1 protein-coding gene (cut by a window edge) is annotated in these 23,928 nt (G+C 71.6%); it reads left to right on the top strand.

The annotated features are described in order from the left end of the window. Positions 1 to 41: 41 nt before the first annotated feature. On the top strand, positions 42 to 23,928 hold the beginning of the coding sequence (locus tag ABEB12_RS35950; RefSeq protein WP_345703441.1) for an MFS transporter. 37,622 nt of this gene lie beyond the right edge of the window; only the first 23,887 of its 61,509 coding nucleotides appear in the window; its start codon is at positions 42 to 44; its stop codon lies beyond the right edge, outside the window.

Raw genomic sequence — 23,928 nt, 5'->3', positions numbered from 1 at the left:
CGGCAACCATCCGGGTCCGTGGCCCGCCGGGCTATCTGCGCATGCAACTGATCCTCAACCAGCTACTGCTGGAGCGTTGGCTCGAGGATGCCGACGACGACCACGACACCGGCAACGGCGGCTCCGGCTCTGGGCCGACCGCGTCGAGCGGTGGTCCGGAGACCGGCGGCGGCCCGAAGCCGGCGGTCCACGACGAGGGCGGCAGCCAGGACCCGGAGACCGGGCACCACACGAGCGAGGCCGGCGCGATACCGCCCGAGACAACCGGACCCGAAGCGCGCGGACGCGGCCCGCCGCTGTGGCAACAAGCCTGGGACTGGCTACTGCGCCAGCTCCGCCCGGTACCGGGGCACGCCCCCGCCCAGGGGGCGCTCATCAGCGCCATTGCGGTCGCCGCAACAGCGGTTGCCGCGCTGCACCTGGCCTTGGTGATCGCGGCGGCGATCACACTGGTCACGTCCGGTCACGCGGCCGTGCTGGGCGCGATGGCGCTGCCGCCGCCGAGCTCGGCCGACGGATCGCACGGCGAGGGCGGCGAGGCTTCGAGATCGACCCCGGCAGCGGTGGCTCACGCCCACGGTGATGTGGTGGCCGACGAGTACGCGGTGCTGGCCGGGTTGCTGGTCAAGCACGGCCCGACGGGCACAAAGATCTACGCTTCGGCCAGGCGGGGCATTGATGCCCTCGGCGGCGGAGCACCCATCGACGCAGTGGACACCGCGGAGTTCGACGGAAAGCCAGCCATCGCGATGCTGCGCAGCGGCATCTCCCGGTCGGATGTGTTCAGGATCGGCTCACCGTACAGCGGCGGGCCTGTCCGAGACGAAGAGTTGGTGGCGCGGCTGCACAACCGGCGGTCCATGCCGATGACCTCGCAGTTGGCGGAGATCGGGTTCGAGCGGATCGGTGCGCGGTTGTGGCGCTACGGCGACGACGACCACGTTCTTTTCGCCGTCCTCGACCAGCTCGGTACGCTGCTGGAGTTCTACGAGCGGGCGTATGACGCCGAGCTACCGAAACCCCTTGGGTTCCTCCTCGCCCAGTCGCGCCTGATCGGTGTCGGGTTGGCTCCCGACTGGCGGGGCGATGAGGTCCCTGCGCTGCGGCTCGACGCCGGGTGGGTGCGGTACTCGCTGACCAGCGACCCCTCCGGCGCTGCGCGAGCCGACCTGGTCCGCGAGCCCCGGGCCGACGAACTGCCCCCGTCCCCGATGCCGTCCCAGCCGCATACCGAGCCGAGCGGCTTCGTGGTGCGTGGCGACAACGACACCGACCTGATCCTGGGGCTGACCGAGATCAACGGGGTCACCATCGCGGAACTGGAACGTCGGATGCGGCCCGGCGACCACGCCGAAAACGGCTTCCTCGGCCACTCGGACACCCTGTTGGGCACCCTGGCGCGGGACAACGACCTGGTGCACGCACTCGGGCTCACCCACGCGGACCTCTACCGCGCTCTCGCGGCTGTGGTCGCGGCCAGCAGGCTTGGCCTGACCAGCATCATCATCGCCGGCCACACCTACACGATCTCGAAGGTACAGACCCGGGGTTTCGTCGACTCGCCGTTCGAGGACGACGTCGGAACACTGGGCTCGGCAGACTACCGGGTCACCCACGACGCGAGCGGCCGATCGTTCGGCATTGCGGCACTCGCCATCGAGCTGATACACCGCTACGGCTTCTACGAGGGCGCCGGCACACCATTCCGCACCGCGCCCGAACAGATTGTCGCCACCTTCGCCCACCTGCGCGACCAGGTAACCGACGAACGCCTCACTCAGGCTGTCGCCACCATCGACGCTCGCTACGACAGCGACGACAGCCGTCCCGGCACCGGCTCGACGGCCTTGAGCGATGGTCAGGAAACCGGCGACGGATCAAAGCCGGCTGTCAACGACGAAGACAGCAACCAGGAACCCGGAACCGGGCACCACACGGGCGAGCCCGGCGCGACAGCGACGCTGGATACCACCGGCGGCCGAACCCTCCTGGAGCGCCACCGCGTCTATTTGGTCGGCCTGGACCCCGACAGCCATCTTGTCATCTCCGGCCACGATGTCGAGCCCGGCAGTAGGTTCGTGTCCGACTGGCAGACGTTGAGCCGAGCGGAAGAGCTGTCCCGGACGGGCTACAGCTACGCCGCGATCTACTACCTACAGGGCCAGGGGGCCTGGTTCCTGCTCAGCTTCAGGCCAAGCAGACACATCTCAATCGATCACGAGCGGGTCGGCATGTTCGACCAGGTCGAGCTCGGCGACGGTGCCGAAATCTACCTGGGCGCGAACCGTGAGCAGCGTCTTGGGTTCACCGAGCCTGGCGGGTGGCTGCGCAACGTGGCACCGGTGCTGCTCGGGCTAGCGACGGTCGCGCACGGCGTGCTCGCCGACCCGGGCGGCTGGCTGGCCGGCCACGCCGGAGTACTGATCGCGGCCTCGGCCGTCGCGCTGGCCTACGCCGGGTACCTGCGGCTCGGCGGCTCGCTACGCGACGCGCTCGGGCGTGCCGCACGGCTGGTGACCCGCGCACTGGAGCTGGCAAGGGCAATCGGGCACGCGCTGGTCTGGGTGGCCGCCGGCGCCTCGGTGGGCGTTGCCGCATCGGGTCAGTCCGGCCACGGGAAGGTCCTCGTTGTCGGACTGCTGGCCTCGGTGGTCCTGAAGCTGCTCTCCCGCGCGGACGGTGCGCGCTCCGGCCTTGCCGGCCGCGCCCTGTCGAACCTGGCCGCCCGCGCCCCGCCATGGTGGTTCGGCCTTGGTATCGCGCTCGGCGCGCTCGCCGCCGCCCTACTGGCCGGCCCGGCCGGCCCGGTGGCGCTCGGTGTGCCGTTGACCCAGGTCGCCGCGGCGATGGCGGTCCCACCGTTTGCACGCCATGGCGCCGGCCGCCATGTGCGGCGTGAGGGACCCGAGCGGCAGGGCCGGGGCCGCGCCCGTGGCGCGCTGCTCGGTGCCGGTGCAATCGCCGGGCTGACCACCGGCCTGGTGGTGGCTATGCCACAGCAACTCGCGCGCGACACGCACCCCAACCGCCAGCCTCCGGCCGCGTCCGCGTCCGCCGGGCACGCCCAGCCCACCCCACCTCCGGCCCCGTTCAAGGTCAAGATCAAGGGTGCGCGGGCCACCGAGGACGCCCCCGCCGACAAGGTCAGCACGATCATGCACGGGTTGGGCATCCCGCGCCGTGACTTCGACCGGTTCAACGCCGCGAACGACTACCGCTTCACCAGCCCGAAGCAGTCCGTCGCCGGCAAGGCGGTGTACTGGTGGTACCGGCCCGGCACCCGGCTGTACTGGACCGACGACGGCAACGACAACCGGTGGAAGGTCTACGTCGTCCGGTTCGGTGTCATGCGGGACTTCCGGTCGGTGCTGCGCCACAACCCGAACGCGGCAATCGTGCATGCCGGGGACAAGGAGCTGATCAAGCACCCGCGCCTGGTCAAGGTCCGCCCGGCCACACCGGGCCCGCGCCGACCCGCGCCGCCACCCAAGCGTTCGAGCCCGCCCGCCACCCACCAGCCGACGGCGCCGCCGGCGCGCCCGGGCCGGGGCACCGGCGTGGGCCTGTGGGCCGCGCTCGGCGGGGCGGCCATCGGCCTCGGTGCGCTGGTCACGGTCGTGCTCGCCGGTCGCCGCCTTTCTGGCGCTGGGTCGTACCAGGGCGTCCGCCGCTCCGGCACACGGGGGACGGTCCCGACCGAGGCCGGCGGCGCGCCACCGGCCCGGGCGCGTTCCGCGGCCCGGCACCGGCGATCGGGCCTGATCGCCGGCACCCGGGGCCGGTTCATCGCGGCGGCCATCGCCGCGCTCAACGCGGCCGCCGGCTCCGTCGCCGGCTACCTGCTCTGGCGCGCTGGCATGGACTGGCACGCGCTGGTTCCGGTGGTCCCGCAGGTCGCGGGTGCGCTGGCGGTCTTGCTCTGGGTGATCATCCCGAGAGGCCCGCCGGCCGAGGGTTCCGGCTCGGGCCAGGCCGACGGGCACAGCCAGGCGGAGGCGGCCGGTACCTGGCGCGGCGGTAGCCACTGGACCTACCGGTGGACCCTGTGGATCGGTGGCGCGATCACCGACGGGATCACGGTGTTCGGGCTGTTCGCGGTCACCGTGGTGGCTCCAGGCCTGTACCCGTCCGTGACGTTGGGGCTGCTGATCGGTGTGGTCGTGGTGCTGCGGGCGTGGTCGTACCTGGCTCGCCGGGGCGTGGCCGTCGGCGCGCTGGCTGTCATGGCCGTCGGGTACGGGCTGCTCGCGCTCTCCGGCGGGACCGGGCCACTGGGCCAGTTCGCCGGGTTTGCGCTCGGGCTCACCGCGATCGCCTGGACCGCCCTGCCCGACCTGGTCAGCGAGTGGACCGGGCCCACCATCGAGCTCCGGCGGGCCGCTCGCAGGCAGGCCGGGCAGCGGCCACCGTTGTTCCGCGAGCCCAGCATCAGCGCGTTTGTCATGCTTGGCGCGCTGGTGGTGCTGCCCGCCATGCTCAACCTGCAGCGCCATCTGCTCGACACCTCACCCATGCGCACGGCCGCGTTGGTGGCCGGAGCGATCACGGCGGTCACCGCGCTGCTCGCGGCCGTGGCGCTGCCGTCTGAACGTGCCATCACCTCGGTGACCGACCAAGCGGAGACCGGTGTCCGTCCCGCGCGCCCACGTGACCGGGCACGCCCGGCCGTGCGGGACTTGTTCCGTAGCCCGCTGCGTGGCCTGCACGGCAGACTCACCTGGCTGGTCGCCGGCGTGTTCGCGTTCATCGGGGCGGCCGTCGCCGCGTTCGACGGATTCATCCACCTCGTCCTCGATGACGCCTGGTCGGGCTGGGGGGTCCTGTCCGACTACCGGTTCACCGCCGGAGCGGTGTTCTTGGTCGGTATCGCGCTGATCAAGGACTACCGCGCATACCGGGCCGACCGGCGCCTCTGGAGCGGAGAGCAGGAAGAAGAGGCCCCGACGCCGCAAGCCAACTCCGGTGGCGGCTCCGTGATGCTGATGGGCGCGTTCGTGGTCGTCGCCGGTTGGCTGGTCGCGGGGACCGCCTTCCTGGGTCCGGCATTCGCCGTCGCCGGCGTCCTGATTGCCGGTCCGCTCGCCGAGACGGCGATCACCGGCATGATCCCCGCGCTCAGGGAGATCAACAACGCGAACCTCCCCGAGGAGCGACGCAGTCTGGCCGCCGCCTCGCAAACCTTCGCCAAGCAGGTCGGCCAGCTGGTGAGCCCGAGGTTCGTCGGAGGCTTCGCCGTCCTCCACTGGAGCGGGCTCATCACGCCCTTCGGATGGCGCGGGGTGGCGCTGTTCATCGCGGCCACCGCCACGGCCGCGTTCATGTTCGCCATCGCCGCCGTTCGCGCAGGCAAGAAGGGTGAGTCCGGCAAGACCGTCCGTTCCGGCGGCCGCCACCGGGCACCCCGGCGGGGCATCCCTCGTGCCGTGCGCGCCGTCGTCCTGGTAGCCGCGTTGACCGTCGGCATCACGGCCGTGCTGCTGGCGGCCGCGCCGGCGGCGGCCGCCGCGACAACGGGTGTCGCGGCGGTACCGGCGGGTCTGCCCACGTTCGCCGGAATGGGCGTCACGGCCGCTCTCGCGTGGCGGCGCGCCGGATGGGCAGGCGCGATGCTGGCGGTCTTCCTCGCCTTGGCTGCCGCACCCGTGGTCCTGGCCGGCGTGCCCGCGCTGACCGCGGCCGCCATGGTGCCGTTCGGTTTCCGGAGTTGGCGGCTGAGCTCGGCGCAAGCCGACGATCGCAACGACTTCAGCGGCGAGGTCGCCGGGGTCGACGCGCTCGGGGTCCGGCGGATCGCGGCGGCAACGCATATCGGAAACCGCTCCGACAACAAAGACGCGTTCGCCGTCGGCGCCGCCGAGTCCCAGGATGGCCGCGAAGCCAATGTGTCACTCAACGTGCTCGACGGCGTGAGCCTCGCCGGGGGCGACCCCGGTAACTTCGCTCAGGCCGGCGCCGACGCGGGGCTCGACGAGCTACAGCGCAACGGCCCGATCGGCGCCACCGACGCCGGGCGCCGCACCCGTGACGCGGTCGTCACCGCCCAGCGCAGGGCGCTCGAGCTGGTGGGCGAATCCTCCTCGACCTGGGCATCGGTGCTCATCACCGGCCGGCAAGCGACTGTCGGGTGGCTCGGCGACAGCTCCGTCTACTGGGTCACCGAGAACGGCGTCCAGCTGCTCACCGACCACGACGGCCACGTCGACCGGACGCTGAACATGCTCCTGAAGAGCTTCGGTCGCGGCCTTGAGCCGGATGTGCGGACGTTCCCGATCGTCGAGAACGGCGTGTTCTTCGTGGTCAGCGACGGGGCCTTCGCCCACCTCAGCCTGTCCGGCGATGAGCTGGTCACGCTGTTCCGGTTGGCGATGGCCGACCCGCTCGCCGCGGCCGAGGAGCTCATCCGCCTGGCCCTCGAGGCCGGCGGACCGGACAACATCACCGTCGCGGTCGCGCCGGTCGTCGTGCACCCCGAGCAGGGCCAGAAGATCGACGAGCTCGCGGCCTACCGGGCCGCCAGGCACCTCGACGCAACCGAGCGCACCCTGGCCGACCTGCCCGACGAGGTCACCGAACGGAACTGGGTCGCCGTGCTGCAGGTCCTGGAAGACCAGGACGGCGCCGCCAACCAGCTCAGCTCGGCTTGGGCCGCGCTCGACGGCCTCCCGGCGGACCACGGCTACGTCGCCGGTCTGCGCGAGCGGGCCACCGCCTCGGGGGCACGGATCGACGCGGTCCGCGATGCCGCCGAACAGCACAAGGCCGGTGAAGCCGACTCGCTGGTCGACCAGCTCGAAGAGATCTTCCGGGGTGAGTCGGGGCCGGACGAGATGTCGCTGTTCGACCTGGAGGAAGAGCTGTACCAGCGCACCAACACCGAGTACGCGATCGACGCCATCGTGGCCGCCGCCGAAGCGGCCGCCGGCCTCGAGGTCGACTACCGCGAGGACGACAACCACCTCGTTCGCCGCGCCAGGAACCGCGGCGCGTCGGCGGGGATGGTCGGCCTCGGGCTGATGCTTCCACACGCCCACGACGTCGGTCACGCGTTGGCCGGTGGGTCCACCGCGGCCTCCGTCGTCCAGCAGGGATTGCTCGTCACGGCGGCCGTGGGCCTGGCCGCGTGGCTGGCCGCTGCTGTGCTGCCCGGCCGGAAACAGCGTGACGGGGACCGAGCGGACAGCGGACGCACCGACCCGCCGCGCAAGGTGGTCACGACCGTCGTGAGCCTGACCGTGACGGCCGTTGTGGGTGTGTATCTCGGCATGGGTCTCGCCGCCATGAGCCCACACCACCCGGCGGCCTTGCACACGGTGAACGTCCTGATCGTGGTGAGCACGGCGGTCATCGGAATCTGGACGGCCATCTCGGTGGCGCTCGGTCGCGCCGGTCCGTCGCTCCTGGCGAAGGGCGTGTACGGCCCGCTGCACCTTGAGGTCCTGGCCATGGTCACGGTCGGGACCGAGCTGCTGACACTTGGGCTCGGGGTCCTCGCCGTCGGCACGGCGATGGTGGTGCCGCCGTGGTGGCTCGTGTCGCGGGACTCGGGTGCCGGGCCAACCAGCGCCGCTCCGCTCGAGCGTCGGTCCCGGTCGCCACCGGGCCGGGCGATCGGCCGGGCCGCGGGCGCGGTGGCGATCGTGTTGGCGGCGCTCGCGTTCGTGCTTTCGCCGTTGATGGACGCCTCGGCGCGCGGGGACAGGGCGGCGGGGGCAAGCCAGCACGCCGCCGGCGCCGAGCACCGGGTGGATCCGCCGAAGCCGCTGTTCAAGCTGAGGACGGAGGGGTTGCCGGGCGATGATCTGCGCACCCTGATGGCCCGCTACGGCTTCCGGGCCGATGACTTCGGTCTGATCAATGCGGCGAACAAGGGCCGGTTCACCGACGTCGACGAGTCGGTGGCCGGCCAGACCGTGTACGTCTGGTGGGATCCCGACCAGCGCGTGGTCGTCCAGCCGGGCGACAACCTGTGGGATGTGTTCGCCGAGCAACTCGACACGGTGCGCGGCTACCGGTATGCCCGCAACCACGTCCGCACACCGGGTCTGATCCGCCCCAGGCAGGAGATACCGATCAGGTACCCGCACCTGGTGAAGGTGCTCCCGCATCGGCCACCCGAGCCCGGGCCGACACCCCCCGCCACCCCGACACCTGGCCCGTCGGCCTCGCCGACGCCTCGGCCGTCCGCGTCGGGCTCGCACACGCCCGGCCCGACGGCTTCGCCGTCGGCTCGGCCGAGCTCGTCGGCGTCGGCCTCTCCGGCGCGGCCCGGTTCGGGTGGGGAGTCGGCGGCGCGTCCGGGCGCGGGGGCGCGGTTCGTGTCCCAGCTGAAGTGGGCGGCGACCATCGCGGGCGCGGTGTTGGTGGTGTTGTTCGGTTGGTTGCGGTGGCGGGCTCGGGCCGCTGGTCGCGCGGAGATCAGCCGGGTTGGGCTTGACGCGTTCGCCGATCCGCCGGATCTGGCGGCGGCCCCGGCGTGGGCGTTGTGGTCGATCCTGACCTGGATCACCGTCCAGACCGGTGACCGCGATCCGTCGTTCACCCCGGCGGATGTGCGTGACGGGTTTGCCACCCAGCTGGGTCGGCTGTCCGTGGTGCCTCCGCTGTGGTTGGAGGACCGGGTTGACGCACTGCGCGGCGACGAGGCCGCCGCGCGGCTGTTGCTGGAGCAGCTGCGTAAGGCCGGTTTGCTCGTCGAGGCCGAGGGGGCCTATCGGCTGCCCCCGGATGTGGCCGCGATGTTGCGTGCCCTGGGCGCCGACGGCCACCGGTACCCATTGCTGCTGGTGGACTCATTGGCCGCCAACCCGGTCGCGGTGTTGCAACGCCTCGGTGGGCTCGCCGCCGCCGACACACCCGCCGACAACGCGGGCGTTGTGCTGGGCCAGGTCCTCTTGCGGGCGCTGTCGTTGTTCAAGCCCGCCAAGACCCGGGACCGGCCGACGATTCGTGAGCTGCTGCGACCGGTGCGCGAGGCCGCCGCCGCGCGTGACCTGATCCGGGATGAGTTGGTGGCGACCCGCAAGAGCGGAGCCGAGCCCTCCGCCGAGCGGGTCAAGGACTACAAGGCGGCGAACGCGGCGATCGTCCGTGCGGCCAAGGAAGCGGGCCGCCGTGCCGCCGCCGCACGTCGCTCGGTGGGGCTGACCCACTTCGCCGCCAGCTACTACGACCAGGGCTTCACGGTAGTCGTGCACTACCTCGTGGCCACCTGGGACGGCTACACCTCGGCGCTGTATCAGATGGGCTCCAACAACACCAGCCCGCTTGTTGATCACTACAGCACGGACGCCAAGACCGTCACCGGTGACAGCCGCACCTACGGTGGCTACAGCACGATCGGGATGACCGCCGGTTCCGGTCTGGCCGGTGACCGGCTGATCCGCGGCACCTGGTCCATCACCGGTTCCGGGGTCGTCGCCGCGGGTGGGCTGTTGCTGATCGCCGTCACGCACAGCGTCGCCGGTTTCGTCGTCGCATTGCTCATGATCGCGGTCGGGCGGGCGTCCACCGGGCAGTGGCGAGCCAAGATGTGGCAGGTCAGCCCGCTGACCGGTGAGCTACGCGCGGAACGTGAGGGGCAGTACCAGTCACTGTTCCGGCTGCACCAGATCGTGCTTCCGTTCCTGTTGACGATCAGCATCGGTGTGGCCGGCCTGTCCGCGACCATGGTCGGCGCCGCCGCGTTCACCCTGGGGTTGACGTTCCTGGCCTGGCTGGCCATGCGCCACCCCGACCCCACCGCCGCGCCGCGCGCCCCGCCGCCGTTCAAGGCGATGCTGGTCGGCGCGGTCTATCAGCTCCTCGGCACTCCTCGAGGGTTGCTTCGCCCGTTGTTCTCCGCGCCGATGAACATCCTGGTCTCCGGCTGGTACTTCTACGCCGGCGTCGGTGGCGCGCTGGACGTGATGGCGGGGCTCAACACCCCCGGTGAACACGTCCAGGCGACCGTGGCGGGGCTGACCCTGTTCGTGTCTCGCACGATCACCGTGCTGATCATGATGTCCAGCTGGAAGAAGATGCGCGCCTTCCTGGGCAGCAAGGGCGCCATCAGCAGACTCGTCCTGGGCGCTGCCGGCCTCGGTAAGAACCGCACCGTCCAGCCGTTCAGTCAGGCCACCCTGCTGCAGACCGCCGCCCGGCTGCCTTTGACCATGATTCCGCTCGCCCTCATCACCATGGTCTGGCCCAACCTGTGGACCCTGTTCACCCTGCTGGTCGCCGGTTCGCTGTTCCAGTCGCTGTCGCAGATCCCGCCGAACGCCTGGGTCCAGGGCGGCACCGGGGAAAGCCTCAACAAGGCCGCCCAAGCCGGCGCTCCGCCCCTGGGCAACCTGCTGACCACGCTCGCGCTCGGCACCACCGCACTGGCCGCCGCCGATGCCCACAACGCCACCGAGGCCCTCCTCACCGGCGCCGACCAGCGAGTTGCCCTGCTCGCCATCCCGGTCGTGCTGCTCGGGGTGTTCATCGGCGAGCTCACCGCCCGGCTTCGGGTCGCGCCCCTCGACGAACTGACCAACCCGCTGCGCGACACCCTGGCCGCCCACACCAAGGACTCCGACACCATCCTCGGCGCGCTCAAGGCCGTGCACATCATCACCAAGCTGCACGCCAGAGGCATCCACGACATCGGCACCGCATACGACCACTTCGTGCGCCCCGTCGATGCCTTCCGCGAGCGCATCCGGAAACGGCGCATCGCCCAGTTCCAGCTCGACGACACCGAACTGGCCGCCCTGCGCGCCGCGCTGGCCGGCGGGCACCAAGCCACCCGACCTACCCCGGCCCGGCTCATCCAGCACGCCGGCAAGGCCCGCGACCTGGGCATCGCCGCGATCGCCTCGGTGGCCAGCTACGCGAGCTACGCCTCCGCGCTGTCGCTCCCGATCAAGATCGTCACGATCGCCGCCATCGCCGTGCTCGCCTGGATCATCATCCGCGGCCCACCCAACAACGGCGGCGGACTCGGCAACCGGCTGTCCGGCACCACACCGACCAGCCGCGCGGCACGATGGCTGCGGTCACTGCTCCCCGCGGTAGCCGCCACCGTGATCGTGGCCGTCGCCCTGACCGCCCCCGCCGCGCTCGGCGCCATGGCGCTGCTGCCGCCACTCGACCCGGCCAGCCGGTCCCGGGCCGAAGCCGCACTGCGCGCCGGGAAGCTGCTGCGGTCCATCCGGGCCGCCGCGATGGAGGCCGAGCGGGCCGAGCTGCGAGACGTCGCGGAGACGCTGGTCCGCTGGGCGCCGTTCCTCACCGCCGCCCGCCAGGTGGGCCTGCCCTTCGACGGCTTCCCGATGGATCACGACGACCTGCGGTTGGCCTTGGCCGACCCCGGCCGGAAGGTTGCGCGGGAAGACCCGAACCATCCGGCGTTGCGCGGGCTCGGCGTGGCACTGGGCGACCTCTTCGCCAACGAGACCGGGCCGGAGATCGAGCGGCTCGAGGCCGCCAGGGCGGACCTGCTCGTCGCGATGCTCGCACGGGAGAAGGCGCTGGAGTCCCACACACACGTCACCGAGCGGCCGTTCCTGGTTGTGATCATCGAGCTCGCCGAGAGCGACACCATGGGCGATGAGCGGCGTGCGCCGTGGCGGCGGCTCCTGGCGGCGTACCGGGAACTGGTGCACGCCCGAGTCGACGGAGTCGATCGGTGGCAAGGAGCCGATTTCGTCGACGACCTGGTACGCCAGCGGTGGGAGCTCGACGCGGCACTGCGCGACGCGCTCCGGGCGGACGCGCCGTTCACCGACCAGGAGAAGCATGCCCTCGCCGCGGCCGAGGGGCTGGCCGAGGCGATGCCCACGATCGAAGCCGAGGTGGCGTCCGCACGCGCCCACCAGGGGTTCTTCGCCGCCCTCAGCGCCTGGGAAGACGCGATCCTGCAGACGCGCGAGGACGTCCGCCGGCAGCTCGAGCTGACGCTGAAGATCGGCTACGGCGATCCGCGGTCCGGCTCGGCGGTGCGCCGGTTCTGGTTCGCCGACGAAGCGGTGCGCGTGCTGGGCGAGCTCGGGATCAACATGGATGCCGGAGGACCCAGCCTGTACTGGCAGCGGCTCGGCTCGGCCTCGGCCGCTGTCGAACGGGTCCGGGAACAGCTGCGCGACTTCGACAACCTGACCAACGCCGCGCGGTTGGTGATCGAGTTGCTCGAGCTCGCGCGGCTCCAGCGCGGCCTCATCGCGCTGACCAACGGCCTTGCGATACCCGACGCGAGCGCGGCCACGTCCGAGACGTTCCGGCACATGCTGCGCGCCCGGCAGGCCGAGTGGGCGTTGGAACGCGACGCCGTGATCGCCGACGCGGCCACCACCGACGAGCTCGTCAAGGCCCTGCCCCTGCCCGAGGACCAGGCCCGACAGCACCTGGCCCGCTACCGCGAGGCGGTCGACGAGGCCCGTTCCAGCGACGACGACGGCGACGACCGCGACGGCAAGGGTGGCTCGGGATCGGCCCCGACCGCGACCACCGCCAACACGGAAGCCGGCGCCAACGGCCACACCGCGACCACCAGCGACGAGGGATCCGGCGGCACCACATCAGGCAACCAACACACGGCCCCGGCCAACGCGACCCGACCCGACGCGCCGGAAACCGGCCACGACGCCCGCGCGCCGCCGGTCCGGCAGCGACTCGGGGACGCGCTCGGCCAGATGTGGAACCACCTGGGCAACCTCGGCGTGCTCAAGTGGGCGCTGGCCGGCGCCCTGCTGATCGCCGTGATCGTGCTCGCGCCGCCCGTCGTCATGGTTGCCGGCCACGCCGCCGCCGCTGCTCTACCTCCGCTGACACCGGAACAACGGCTGTTCAAGGCGGCTGAGCGGATCACTGCCGCGCGGCGGGCGGCGCGGCACGCGCCGGAGACCGCCCGAGTCCGGTTGGACGAGGCGACGGAGCTACTGCGGCCGATGCTCGATTCGGCGAAGGACGATTCGTCCGAACTCGCGTTGCCGCTGGCCGTTCGCCTCCACGATGCGTTGGCCCAGATCAGGGAGACGGAGCAGGAGCTTCAGCGGCCGACCCCCCGGCCGTCCGTGACGTCCCGCCAACAGATGTTGGCCGGCACCGGCCTCGGCGTCGCCCTCGGCGCGCTCGGCGCCCCGGATTGGGCGCCGACGGTCCTCGTGTGGACCGCCGCGATCGCGATCATCCTGCGTACGGCGGGTCAGGCCTGGCGCTCTCCCGATGCCGAGCCGTCCGGATTGCTTGGCGGGGCGGCTTCAACCCGAGGCCAGAAGGTCTTGCTCGGCTTCGCCATCATCGCGCTGGGCGCAAACATCGGGCTGCTGCTGGTGATGTTGATCGCTCCCGCCATCGGGCTCGCCATGGTGGTGCCGCCTCCCGCCACGCGCGCTGGTGCCCGGGCCGCGATCGTGGTGGTGATCGCCGCCGTGGTCTTCATGCCGGTACCGGCGATGGCGGCGGCGACCACCACTGTCGCGGTATCGCCGTCGACGCTGTCGGCGCTGCTGCCGGTGGGTGTGGTGGTCACGGTCGTGGCCGTGCTGGCCCGGCGTGGGGTCGCGGCCTTGCGCGCGGCGCGCGAACGTCAGGAGGGCACGCGGCTTTCCTTCGAGTATCGGCAGACCCTCGAGGGCCGGCTGGTGCGGGCCGGGGATTACCTCGAGCGGGCGGCCGCGCTGTCCCCGACCCAGTGGGAAGACGCGCTGGGGCTGCTGAAGAAAGCCGAACACGAGCTTCGGCTCCACGAGCGGGGTTGGTGGCTGAACCCCGACGGCTGGCGCACCGAAGAACTGCGTGCCCAACTGGCGGAAACCCGGCGACGCGTCCTCACCCATCGGCGAGCGCTCGCCCCGAGCGAGAACACCCCGGGCGACGCGGACTTCCCCCAGCTGCCCGTTGATCCCACCATCCTGCTCACGCGTCACCAGACCTGGCGGGTGGCCAAGGCCGCCGTTGACTTCCGGATCGGCGAGCTGGTGGCGTGGCGGCTCGGCGGGCGCTCGCCGATCACCGGCGAGGACCCGCTGGGGGCTCAGATCCTCGCGGCGATCGACGATTTCGAATCGCTCATCGGCGAGCTGCCCGGCGGCCGCGAAGTGCTGGAACAGGCTCGGCCGTGGCTGGACGAGGTGCGGCGGCGCGGTTACCGGGATACCACCGGCCTGACCGCGGCGACCACGTACCCGAGCGACTACCCGAACCGGGGCCTGCACGGACTCAGCATGAGGGTCTCCATCCACATGATCTACCGGGAGGCATACCGGCTGGTCCGAGCGCTGAGCGTCCTCGGTATCCCGGCGGGTCCGGCGGACACCTTGCCGATCGCCGCGCGCCTGGTGCTCTGGCACGAACTTGTCCACGTGGCGCCACAGCTGACCCACACGCTCGCCGAGGGCAAGCAGTACGCGCTTGCCCGGCACAGCTTCGCCACCAGGGTGTCCCGTCCGCTGCATCCGGGAATGGACAGCCGGACCGCCGCGCACAACGAGACCGAGGCGTTCGCCGAGGGCCTGGCGACTGAGCTGGTCCGCGACCTCATCGAGCGGACGTTCCCGCTGACCTCGGCACAGCTGCACCGGCTGCCGGCCGCCCTGCGCGGTACGAACAACGAGCTCTGGCTCGGCTCGAACGGCCAGGACGGGCCACGCCGAGGGCCGAACGTCCGCCAGCTCGGATATGTGTACTACCACGACGGCGACACGTCACTCGGGATCCTGGCCAATGCGGCGGCACCCGACCGAGCGGCACGTCGATTCAAACCTTCGGCTTGGGTGGCGCGGCGCATGTCGCTGGCCAGCGTCGGTGTGGTGATCGGCGCGAAGGTGGGCGCCGGGGCCGAAAACCACGGTTACGGCCTCGCGGTCGTCGTCGCGGCCACGGCCATCGAGCTGGTTCTCTGGCTGGCGCCCCGTGCCATGAGCTGGGCCGCTCAGCGGCTCACCGAACCCGCCACCGCACGCGGCCCGCCGTGGCTGGCCAGGCTGATCATGCGGCTGGCCGAGTGGCTGCGCCCGCACCTTCCGGACGCCGGCGTGATCCGGGCAATCCGGGTGACCGCATTCGCGGCGGGGGCGGTCGCGCTGCTTGCGCTGACCGTCGGTGCGCCCGCCGGGCTGGCCCACGCCGGGATGGCCATCGCGGTGCCGCCGTTCACGCTGAAGCTGAGCGACGCCGCAACCGACCGGATCGCCTCCGCTGCCTCCGGCCGGCGGAGCAGGGCACCGCCGCCCGCCGACCGGCGAGTGAGCCCCCTTGGGGCAGGGCAGCCATATCGGCGCCTGGCAGGCGTCGGCGCTGTCCTCGGACTCGCCACCATCACGTTCGCGGCCACGCCGGGGTTCACCACCACCGCGATCGCCGACCAGCGGCAATCGGCCTCCGTCCCGACGGGTACCCAACGCACCGTCCCGGTGCCCCCGCCGGCGTTGTACAAGGTCAAGATCAAGGGCGCGAAGGCCACCGAGGACGCCCCCGCCGACAAGGTCAGCACGATCATGCACGGGTTGGGCATCCCGCGCCGCGACTTCGACCGGTTCAACGCCGCGAACAACCACCGCTTCACCAGCCCGAACCAGTCCGTCGCCGGCAAGACCGTGTACTGGTGGTACAAGCCCGGGACGCGGATCTACTGGACCTTCGGGCGCGGCGACAACCGGTGGAAGGTCTACGTCGTCCGGTTCGGCTCCGCGCGCGACTACCGGGAGGTGCTGCGCCACACCAGGCACCCGAACCTGGTGTTCGCCGGGAGCACGGAGCGGATCAGGCACCCGCGGGTGATCGTGGTGTACCCGAAGCCGGCCCCCGTGCCGCCATCCCCCGGCCCGAGCGCGCCCGCGACGCCGAGGCCGACGCCTTGGGCCACACCCCCGTCGAGCGCCCCCGCGACGTCGCCCTCCTTCTCGTTGCCGCCGTATCGGGTGCCGCCGGCTCCCGGCGCCCCTCTGCCGTGGGAGCTGCTGCTTCCCGCCGCGATGATCGCGCTCGCGACCGCCGCCCTCGCCCTGGTGTTTGTGCCGCGCCGGTCGAGGCCGGTGAGTGTGCGGACCTCACCCGGGATGGCCGGCTCGGGAGCTGACCCCTATACGCCGTCCGTCCCGTGGGGCGCGGCGAGGTCACCGGTGCTCGAGCGCGCCGCCACGGTGGCACGGACGGTGGCCGACGGGCTGTGGACGCCGGTCAGCCGGGCCACCGCCTTCGGGGTGTTCGCCGTGGCGTTGGCACTGACCTGGCCCATGCCCACCGGGTTCACCGGGTTCACCGTGCGCGGCCTGCTCACCGTCGCCTTGCTGGTGCTGGCCCTGACCCCGAGGGTGAAGCAGCTGATCGCGGAGGTCATGCCGGCGACCTGGGCGGCGCACCTGGTGATCCACGTGTCCTTGGCCTCGGCGGCGGACCCCGGCACACTTGCCTTCTGGGTCAACGTCACCTTCGCGGCCCTGGACGCCGCGATGCTGACGTTCACCGGCGCCGCCGTGCTGCCCGCGAAGATCGGCGGCCGGTTGACGACCTGGGCCAAGCAGCACATCGGCGGCCTGCCCGACCTTTCGGTCGCCCTCCTGCTCCTCGGCGCTCAGCTCGCCCTACCGCGCGGCTGGCCGGCGCTCATCGCCATCGCCGTCGGCATGTCCGGACCGGTGGCCTATGCCGCCGGCTCCAACCTCGCCCGGTCCGCCAAGAAGGCGGCGTGGAAGTACGAGAAGGTCGCCGCGGTCATCGGCCAGTGGGCGCTGGCCACGTACGGCGTCGTCCAGCTCATGCCTACCCGGTACACCAGTTGGTGGGCGCTGGCCTCGGCCGCCTCGCTCGGCTTCCTGCTGTGGGCGGCCGCGCACCGCAAGGCATTCGCCCCCACGCCGGCGGTGGCGGCGGTCTGGCTGGCCTGGTGGGCGGCGGGGGCGTTCGCCATCACCGCCCAACCGGTGTGGGGACTGGTGCTACCGCTGGCCTCCACGCTGGGCATGTTCAACCGCGCCGTGCTCTCCACGCTGCGCAACACCCTGCCCGGTGACCTGTTCGACCGGGTTGCGCGCGCCCGCCGGATGTATCTGGGCATGGTCTTCCTGCACACCATCACGTTCACGATCTCGCTGCACGCGAACATCCCCACCGCCGACATGACAACCTGGGCGTTCCTGGAGACCCTCGGCTTCGGCCTTTCGCACTTCGGGTTCATCTTCGCCCACAAGCTCCCGAGGGTCGCCGCCGCCGACCGCAACGCCAAGGACCCGAGCGAGAACTCTTGGCCTCGGCGGGTGGGCCGGTTCCTGGCCTGGGGAATCTTCCACGTCAGCCACTGGTCGTGGATCATCCGGCTGTCCGTGCCCGAACACTGGGGCGGGCAGGGCTACCTCGCCGACGCGTGGGGTGGGGACGCGCTCAAGGGTGCGATCCTGATCACCATCGCCTCCATGGTGGCCGCGATCGGCTATCAGGCCTACCACTCGTTCCGCGCCGAGATCCTCAACCCGGCTCACAAGATGCCGGGTCCGAGGATCACCGTGTTCTTCGACGACGGGGCGATGATCGTCGCCGCCGGTGGGCTGATGTGGCTGGCCAACCCAACCGCCACCATGGTCGACGGCGGCATACTCGCCGCGCTGTCGGCGTTCGTGCTCGCCTACATCCTCAAGCGCGGACCCCCACCCGACGCCAGCGGCGCCACACCGGCCAACACCGGCCCGTGGAGCCTGTTCAGGCACTTCGTCGCCGACTCGTGGACGGTGTTCACGCACTGGTCGGCCACGCTGTCCCCGCAGCGGGCGGTCCGGCTGTTCGCCACCGGTGCGCTGGCCGCCGAGGTGGCGATCGAGCTGCTCGCCTTCACCGGCCGGCCCCTCCCCGCGCTGATCATCGGGACCGCGGCCTCGGCGCTCTCGGCCACCTCGTTCGTCCGGCTGTTCTGGTCACCGACCTGGGGCCAGCGGCTGGACACGCTGCGCACCCGGTCCGCCGACCTGCCCTCGCGCAAGATCCGTGACTGGGCCAGCGGCATCAGCCTGTCGCACCGGATCCTGTTCCTGGCCAGTGCCACGCTGGCGATGGCCACGCTCCTCGGCGGCCTGTACACACCGAGAGCGCTTGCGCACGGTGTGCCAGCGCTACCGGACGGGGTGCTGTTCAACCTCGCGTTCGCCGGCTACCTGGTCGGGTTCTTCGCCGTGGCCACCTGGTTCGGCTACCTGTCCCGGCGCGGGCTGTTCGTGGCCACCCTGCTGGCCGGCGCCGGCGGCTCCACGATGTTCATGCTCCCGTTCGGGGTGCCCGGCGCGCTGGCCGGGGCGCTCATACTCGGGCTGTCCGCCGCCGCGTTCGGGAAGACCATCGCCCTCATCGTCGCCTGGATCAGCCACACCACCGGGCTGCGCCGCGAAGCCAACCGCGACAAGCCGGTGATCTTCACCTCCACCCTGCTGGGGCTAGCTGTGCTGGGGCTGACCATCCTGATCCCGGCGATCGTGAACACCCAGGCCTGGCTGCTCGAACACCACGGCCTGGCGACGGCGGCCGGGTTCTACGCGGTGCTGGGTAGCGTCGCGGCACTCGGTATGTGGCTGACCACCCCGCGTGAAGCGCTGAACCGGGCCAGACCGGAACACAAGCCGTTCTCCGGTCCGCTGTCCATGCTCAAAGACCCCTATGTGCGCATGGTCGCCCTGACCAACGCGCTCACCCAAGCCACCATCGCGGTGTTCGACGCGTTCTGGGAGCTTGCCCTCGGCAACGCCCCAGGGTGGATGCACCTCTTCTCCAGCTACGGCCTCGTCACCGGCGGCGTGATCACCCTGGGGATGCTGCTGGTCCAAGACGTCCGCACCTACCTCGGTGGGCTTCCCACCGCTCCCCGCCCAGCGCTGGTCGGCTGGCTGGTCGGCAAGTTCGCCGCCAAGGGCGAGGGCGACTTCCTGCAGCGCTCCCCCGCCACCTTCGTCGCCACCATGGCCGCGCTCATGGCCGTCGGTGGCCTGACGGTGCTCGCCACCCAGCTACTCGGCGTCCACGGTTACGGGGTCCTTGCCCAGGCCAACCTGGGTGAGGCCGCCTCGACCGGCATCACGACCGGGTCATCCGCGGTGATCCTGTTGTACTTCACGCAACGCGGCGAGGAGAAGAAAGCCGACCTGGCCGACACCGCGAACAGCTTCGCCGGCGCGGTCGGCAAGTTCATCGCACCGCTCATCGCCACCGGTACCTGGGCACTCGCCCAGTGGGCGGCACTCGCCCCGCAAATCGCGGTCACCGGTGTTGCCACCTTCGTCCTCGCGATCACCTTGGTCACCAACCGACAAAACACCGCTGCCGCGCTTGCCGGTGCCCGGCGTTGGGTGAGCGGCAACGCCTACGGGCTCGGCGTGACCGGGCTCGCCGGGTGGGGTGTGCACACCGTGCTCACTTCCACGCTGCCGCCGCTGGTCAAGGCCGCGGCCGTCACCGCGATCGCGGTGCTCGCCTGGGTGATCATCAAGCGAGGGCCGCCGGGTGGCGGGTCCTCGGGCCGGATGCACGGCGGTCCGATTCGTTCCGACGCCGGTGGTGGGTTGACCTGGCGGCGTTACGACGAGCATGAGCACCGGGCGGTGCTCGCCGCGATGCGGCCGTTCCTGGCCCGCCTGCCCGCCGAGCGGCGGGCCGCCGCCGAGATCGTGCTGATCGATTGGGCAAAGGTGGGGGCGCTGTTCGCCCGCGAGGGGCTGCCGCGGGCGCACCGGGAGATCCTCGACTACACCGTGTTCGACAACATCGGCCGACCCGTACGGATCCGGTTCACCCACGTCCAGCGGGCCATCGACCGGCTGCCCGAACCCGTCCGCGCGTACCTGGAACGGCTCAGCACCGACCACGAGAACCGGCACGCCGCGAACCCGACGGCCGCCCACCCCGAAGACGGTTGGGCCGGCCACGAGGCCGAACGCCACTCCATCACCGGCCAGTACCGCGCCGCGTTCGCCGGCACGCTCGTCCTGCCCACCGAGGAACCCGTCGCCGAAGAAATCGCGGTCCCCACCAGCCCGGCCCCAGACTCGCCTCGGACGGCGATCGACGCCGTCCGAGCGGCCAAGACCGGTCTCACCGCCCGCGAGGTCGCCGAGGCCACCGGACAACCGAGGCCCAGCAGCCAGTGGCGGTTGGACGGCCTGGTCGCCCTCGGCCTGCTCACCAGCGGCCCGGAGAACCGCCCAGGCCACCGCCGCGGCGCGCGACTCTACCGTCCGGCACCTGATCTTGCGCGGCTGTTCCAGGCGCTCGACCAGGCCGTCGACCAGCCGGACCAGACCGATCCGTCGCTGCTCCGGCTGGCCGCGCTGCTGAACTCTCGCGGGCGCCTGCACCCCGACGCGCCACAGACCGACGCCACCGCCGCCGCGCTCGACGCCGTCTACCAGGCCATGCCGCACCTGCGGCCCGCGTCCTCGGTGGGCGCCGAGATCACCGAGGAGATGGTCGCGCGGCTGGCCGAGGACCGGGCCTTGCTGGAGTCGGTGCTGGCGCGGCTGCGGGCGCTCGGGGTGCCCGAGCCGGCCGTGGTCGGTTTCGGCCTGTACTGGGGCAGCGACGGCACACCGCTGCCGCTGCCGGGCGCAGCCAAGCTGGCGGGGGTCAAGCCGCGCTGGTTGAAGCACCAGCTGCAACGGTACGGCCTGCCCCGGCGGTCGGGCGCGGACGCGCGCCGGCACCAGGTCCGCCGGCCGGCTTCGCCCGAGCAGCGCACGGCGCTGGAGCACAGCCCGGACTACGAGCGGGAGTTCGCCCCGGCGACGATCGCGGCAAGGCTGTGGGACCTGGCCATCGCGCTGGGCCGGTCACCGACCGTGGATGACTGGGACGCCCACGGCATGGCGCCGTCCAGAGCTACCGTCCTCGCCGAACATGGCCGGTGGCAGGACGCGCTCCGAGCGGTGGGCCTGCCGCCGCTGCCTCGGCACTACACCGACGACCAGCTACTCGCCGACATGGCCGCCGCCGCAAACGACCTGTGGGTCGACCCGAGTGAGCTGACCCAGGCCGATTACCAGCAGTGGCGCGAGTGGCAGCGGGAGGGAATCCCGTCGGACAGCCAGATTCGCCACCGGTTCGGCGGCAGCTGGCCGGAGGCACGGTCGGCCCTGGTGGCGAAGCTGAACGAGAACCCGAGGGGGCCTCGGCTGGCGCTTTTCGACCTGGCGGATTCGGCCCCGTCCCGGATCGATCTCACCGAACGCGCGAGGCCGGCCACGGCGGTCGAACCGCCGGCAACCGACTCGGACGCGTCCGCGCCCACCCAGCGGATCGGCGGGTTGGGCGAGCCGGTCGCCACCTGGTGGCGCCTGCACGAGCGGGGCTGGAGCGTCTACCTGATCGCGGCCTACACCGGGGCCGCCCGCAGCAGCATCCAGGGCGCGTTCAAACACGCCGGCCTTCCGAACCGCAACCTCACCCAGGCCAACCGACTCAGCGCCGTGCAGGACCGGGCGGCCGCCGAAGCGGTCACCCCGAGCGTCGTCCAGGAATGGCGCCAGGGGCACGACGGCGAAGAGATCGCCCGACGGCTCGGCCTGGAACCACGCATTGTGGCCATGGCGCTGGCCAGCGGCCAGATCACCGCCAAGGAGTTCGCCGAACGCCGTCGCGGCCGCTCCGCCGATGAAGGCGGGCACGGCCGTGGGCCTACGCGCCTGCCGGGGATCGTCGGCCTCCCGATCGCCGCCCACGCCGCGCAGACCGGGTTCGGTCATCTGTTCGTGGCGGTCGTCGTGGTCGTCTTGCTGTGGGCCATGGTCCCGGAGCGGGAGCGCTCCGACCGGCCGGTGCTCGGAAAGGCAGGCCGCGTCGCCCTGATCGCCGCCGGGCTCGTCGCCCTCGCCGTCGGCGCGACGATCGGCGTGCTCGTCGCGTCTCACCTGACCGGCACCGTTGCTGGGGTGGCGGCCGCCATGAGCGTACCGCTGCCGAACCGACTGTGGGCGCTGCTGCAGGCGACGGCCTCGACGCCGGACGGGGTCACCCGGCGGGAGCTCGTCGAGCGGTTCCCGGAGCTGGGCAAGATGGCGATCGATGACCGGCTGCTGGTGTTGCGTCGGGCCGGGTTGGTCGTCCGGACGATCGTGCCGCTGCCGAACGGCGGCTGGTACGCACGCTACCGAGCCTCGGAGCTTCTGCCCGAGCTGGCCGGCTACCTGAACGACCCGAGCGGCTACCCGCCGGATCGGCCGAGCGAGGCGTTGACGCTGGTTGGACGCCGGCTGGCCCCGAATGCCGAATTCACCCCGAGCTGGCTGCCCGCCCACCAGTTCGCGGTGGCGGTGCGTGAGGTGTTGGGCCTGGCGGACGAGCCGGTGTCGAACCTGGTGCCGGCCAACTCGGTTCGGGCGGTGCTGGAGCTGCTGCTCGACCACCCGGACGGCCTGGCCCTCCAGCAGGTGGAAGAGCGTTTGCCGGACCTCAACAAGCAGGCACTCCGGGTGTGGTTGCCCGCGCTGGCCCGGCTCGGTGTGCTGTGGTTGGACTCCGACCGTTACCTGGTCCCGGACCACGTGGTCACGATCCTGGCCTCGATCGACGACCTCCGCGACCACCGAGGCGAAGACCTCGAGGTGATGCGGGCATTCGCCGCGTTGCTGATGGGTCCGGTCAGCAGGGACTACCTGGGCGCCGTCGAGCGAGACCTCGAAGACCTGCTCAAGCGAATGGGGAAGATCGCGGGCGGCCCGCTGGCCGGCACCGCCCGGCTGACGCCTCCCGGCTCGGTCGGCCACCTGCTCGACACGACCCCCGGCCCGGAGACCGAAGGCATCGGACGTAGCGAGCTGAAGGCCAACGCGGGACCCGCGGCGGGCCGAGTCAATCACCGCGTACCGCCGCTCGTCGAGGTTGGCTTGGTCAGCGCCACCGGCCCCGCCCCGATGCGCTACGCCACCACCCTGTTCACCCAGCGGCTGCGGCACGCGCTCGACGACCTGCACAACCACCTCAACCCGGACACCTACGACACGCTGTGGCGGCTCGCCGGGATGCTCCGTGACAGCAAGCTGACGTTGCAACGCTCGCTCCAGATCACCGCGGCATTCATCGCGCTGGTGACCGACGTGGACACGATCCTCAACGCGCAGCTGGCCGCGCTGCCCGAGGACGTGAGCGACGACTCGGTGTGGGCACTGCTGCACCGCGTCGCCTCGGCACCCAATGGATTCGCTCAGGAAGACGGCGACGCTGAGTGGCTCGAGGCACTGGCTGACCTACGGCTGCTTGCCCGGGAGGCCGACGCAGACGGCGTGCGGTACCACGCCACCGCCTCGACCCGCGAACTGCTCGCCGACCTCGCCAACCCGGCCCGGATCGCTCACACCGGCTACCGGGCCGAGGCCGAACGATTCGCCGACCTGGCTCGCCGGCCCGCGAGCATCGACGACGTCGAAGCCGGCATCACCGCCCTGCGCCACCCGACCGACCCTCGGCTCACCGAACTGATCACCCTCTCCTCGAGGGCGCCGCTGGCGTTCCTGCGGGCGGTCACCGCCAACCCAGCCGGGTTTACCCCACCCGAGTTCCACCGCATGCTGTCCGGCCACTCGGTCGAGGTGGTACGCAGCCAGCTGATCTTGCTGTGGCACCTGCTGATCGTGACCCGGGCGAAAGATCACCGGCAACACGCTCATCCCGGTGCCCACCTCTACACCCCCACCCCGACGGCTTTCGAGCTGGTCGACGCCCTCACCAACCCCGGCGGCGTATCCAGGGACCCACTTCGGCGGCTGCTGGGCCAAGCCAGAGCACTGCTGAGCAACGAGCAGTCCTTCCCCATCAACCACAAGGGCACCAACAATGTGGAGGACGTGCTGCGCGCCGTCCTCGCGGCGATCGGTATCGCCGCCGTCCTGATCGTGGCGCTGCCGCTCGCGGCTGCTCTTGCCGGGCACATCGCCGCCGCCGGGGTACTGCCGCATCGGATCCTGAGCCAGATCCGAGACCCGGGTCTTGTCGATGACG

This window comes from Actinospineispora eucalypti (assembly GCF_039543365.1).
Classification (GTDB): Bacteria; Actinomycetota; Actinomycetes; order Mycobacteriales; family Pseudonocardiaceae; genus Pseudonocardia; species Pseudonocardia eucalypti.
This window is presented reverse-complemented; position numbering and strand designations above follow the sequence as displayed.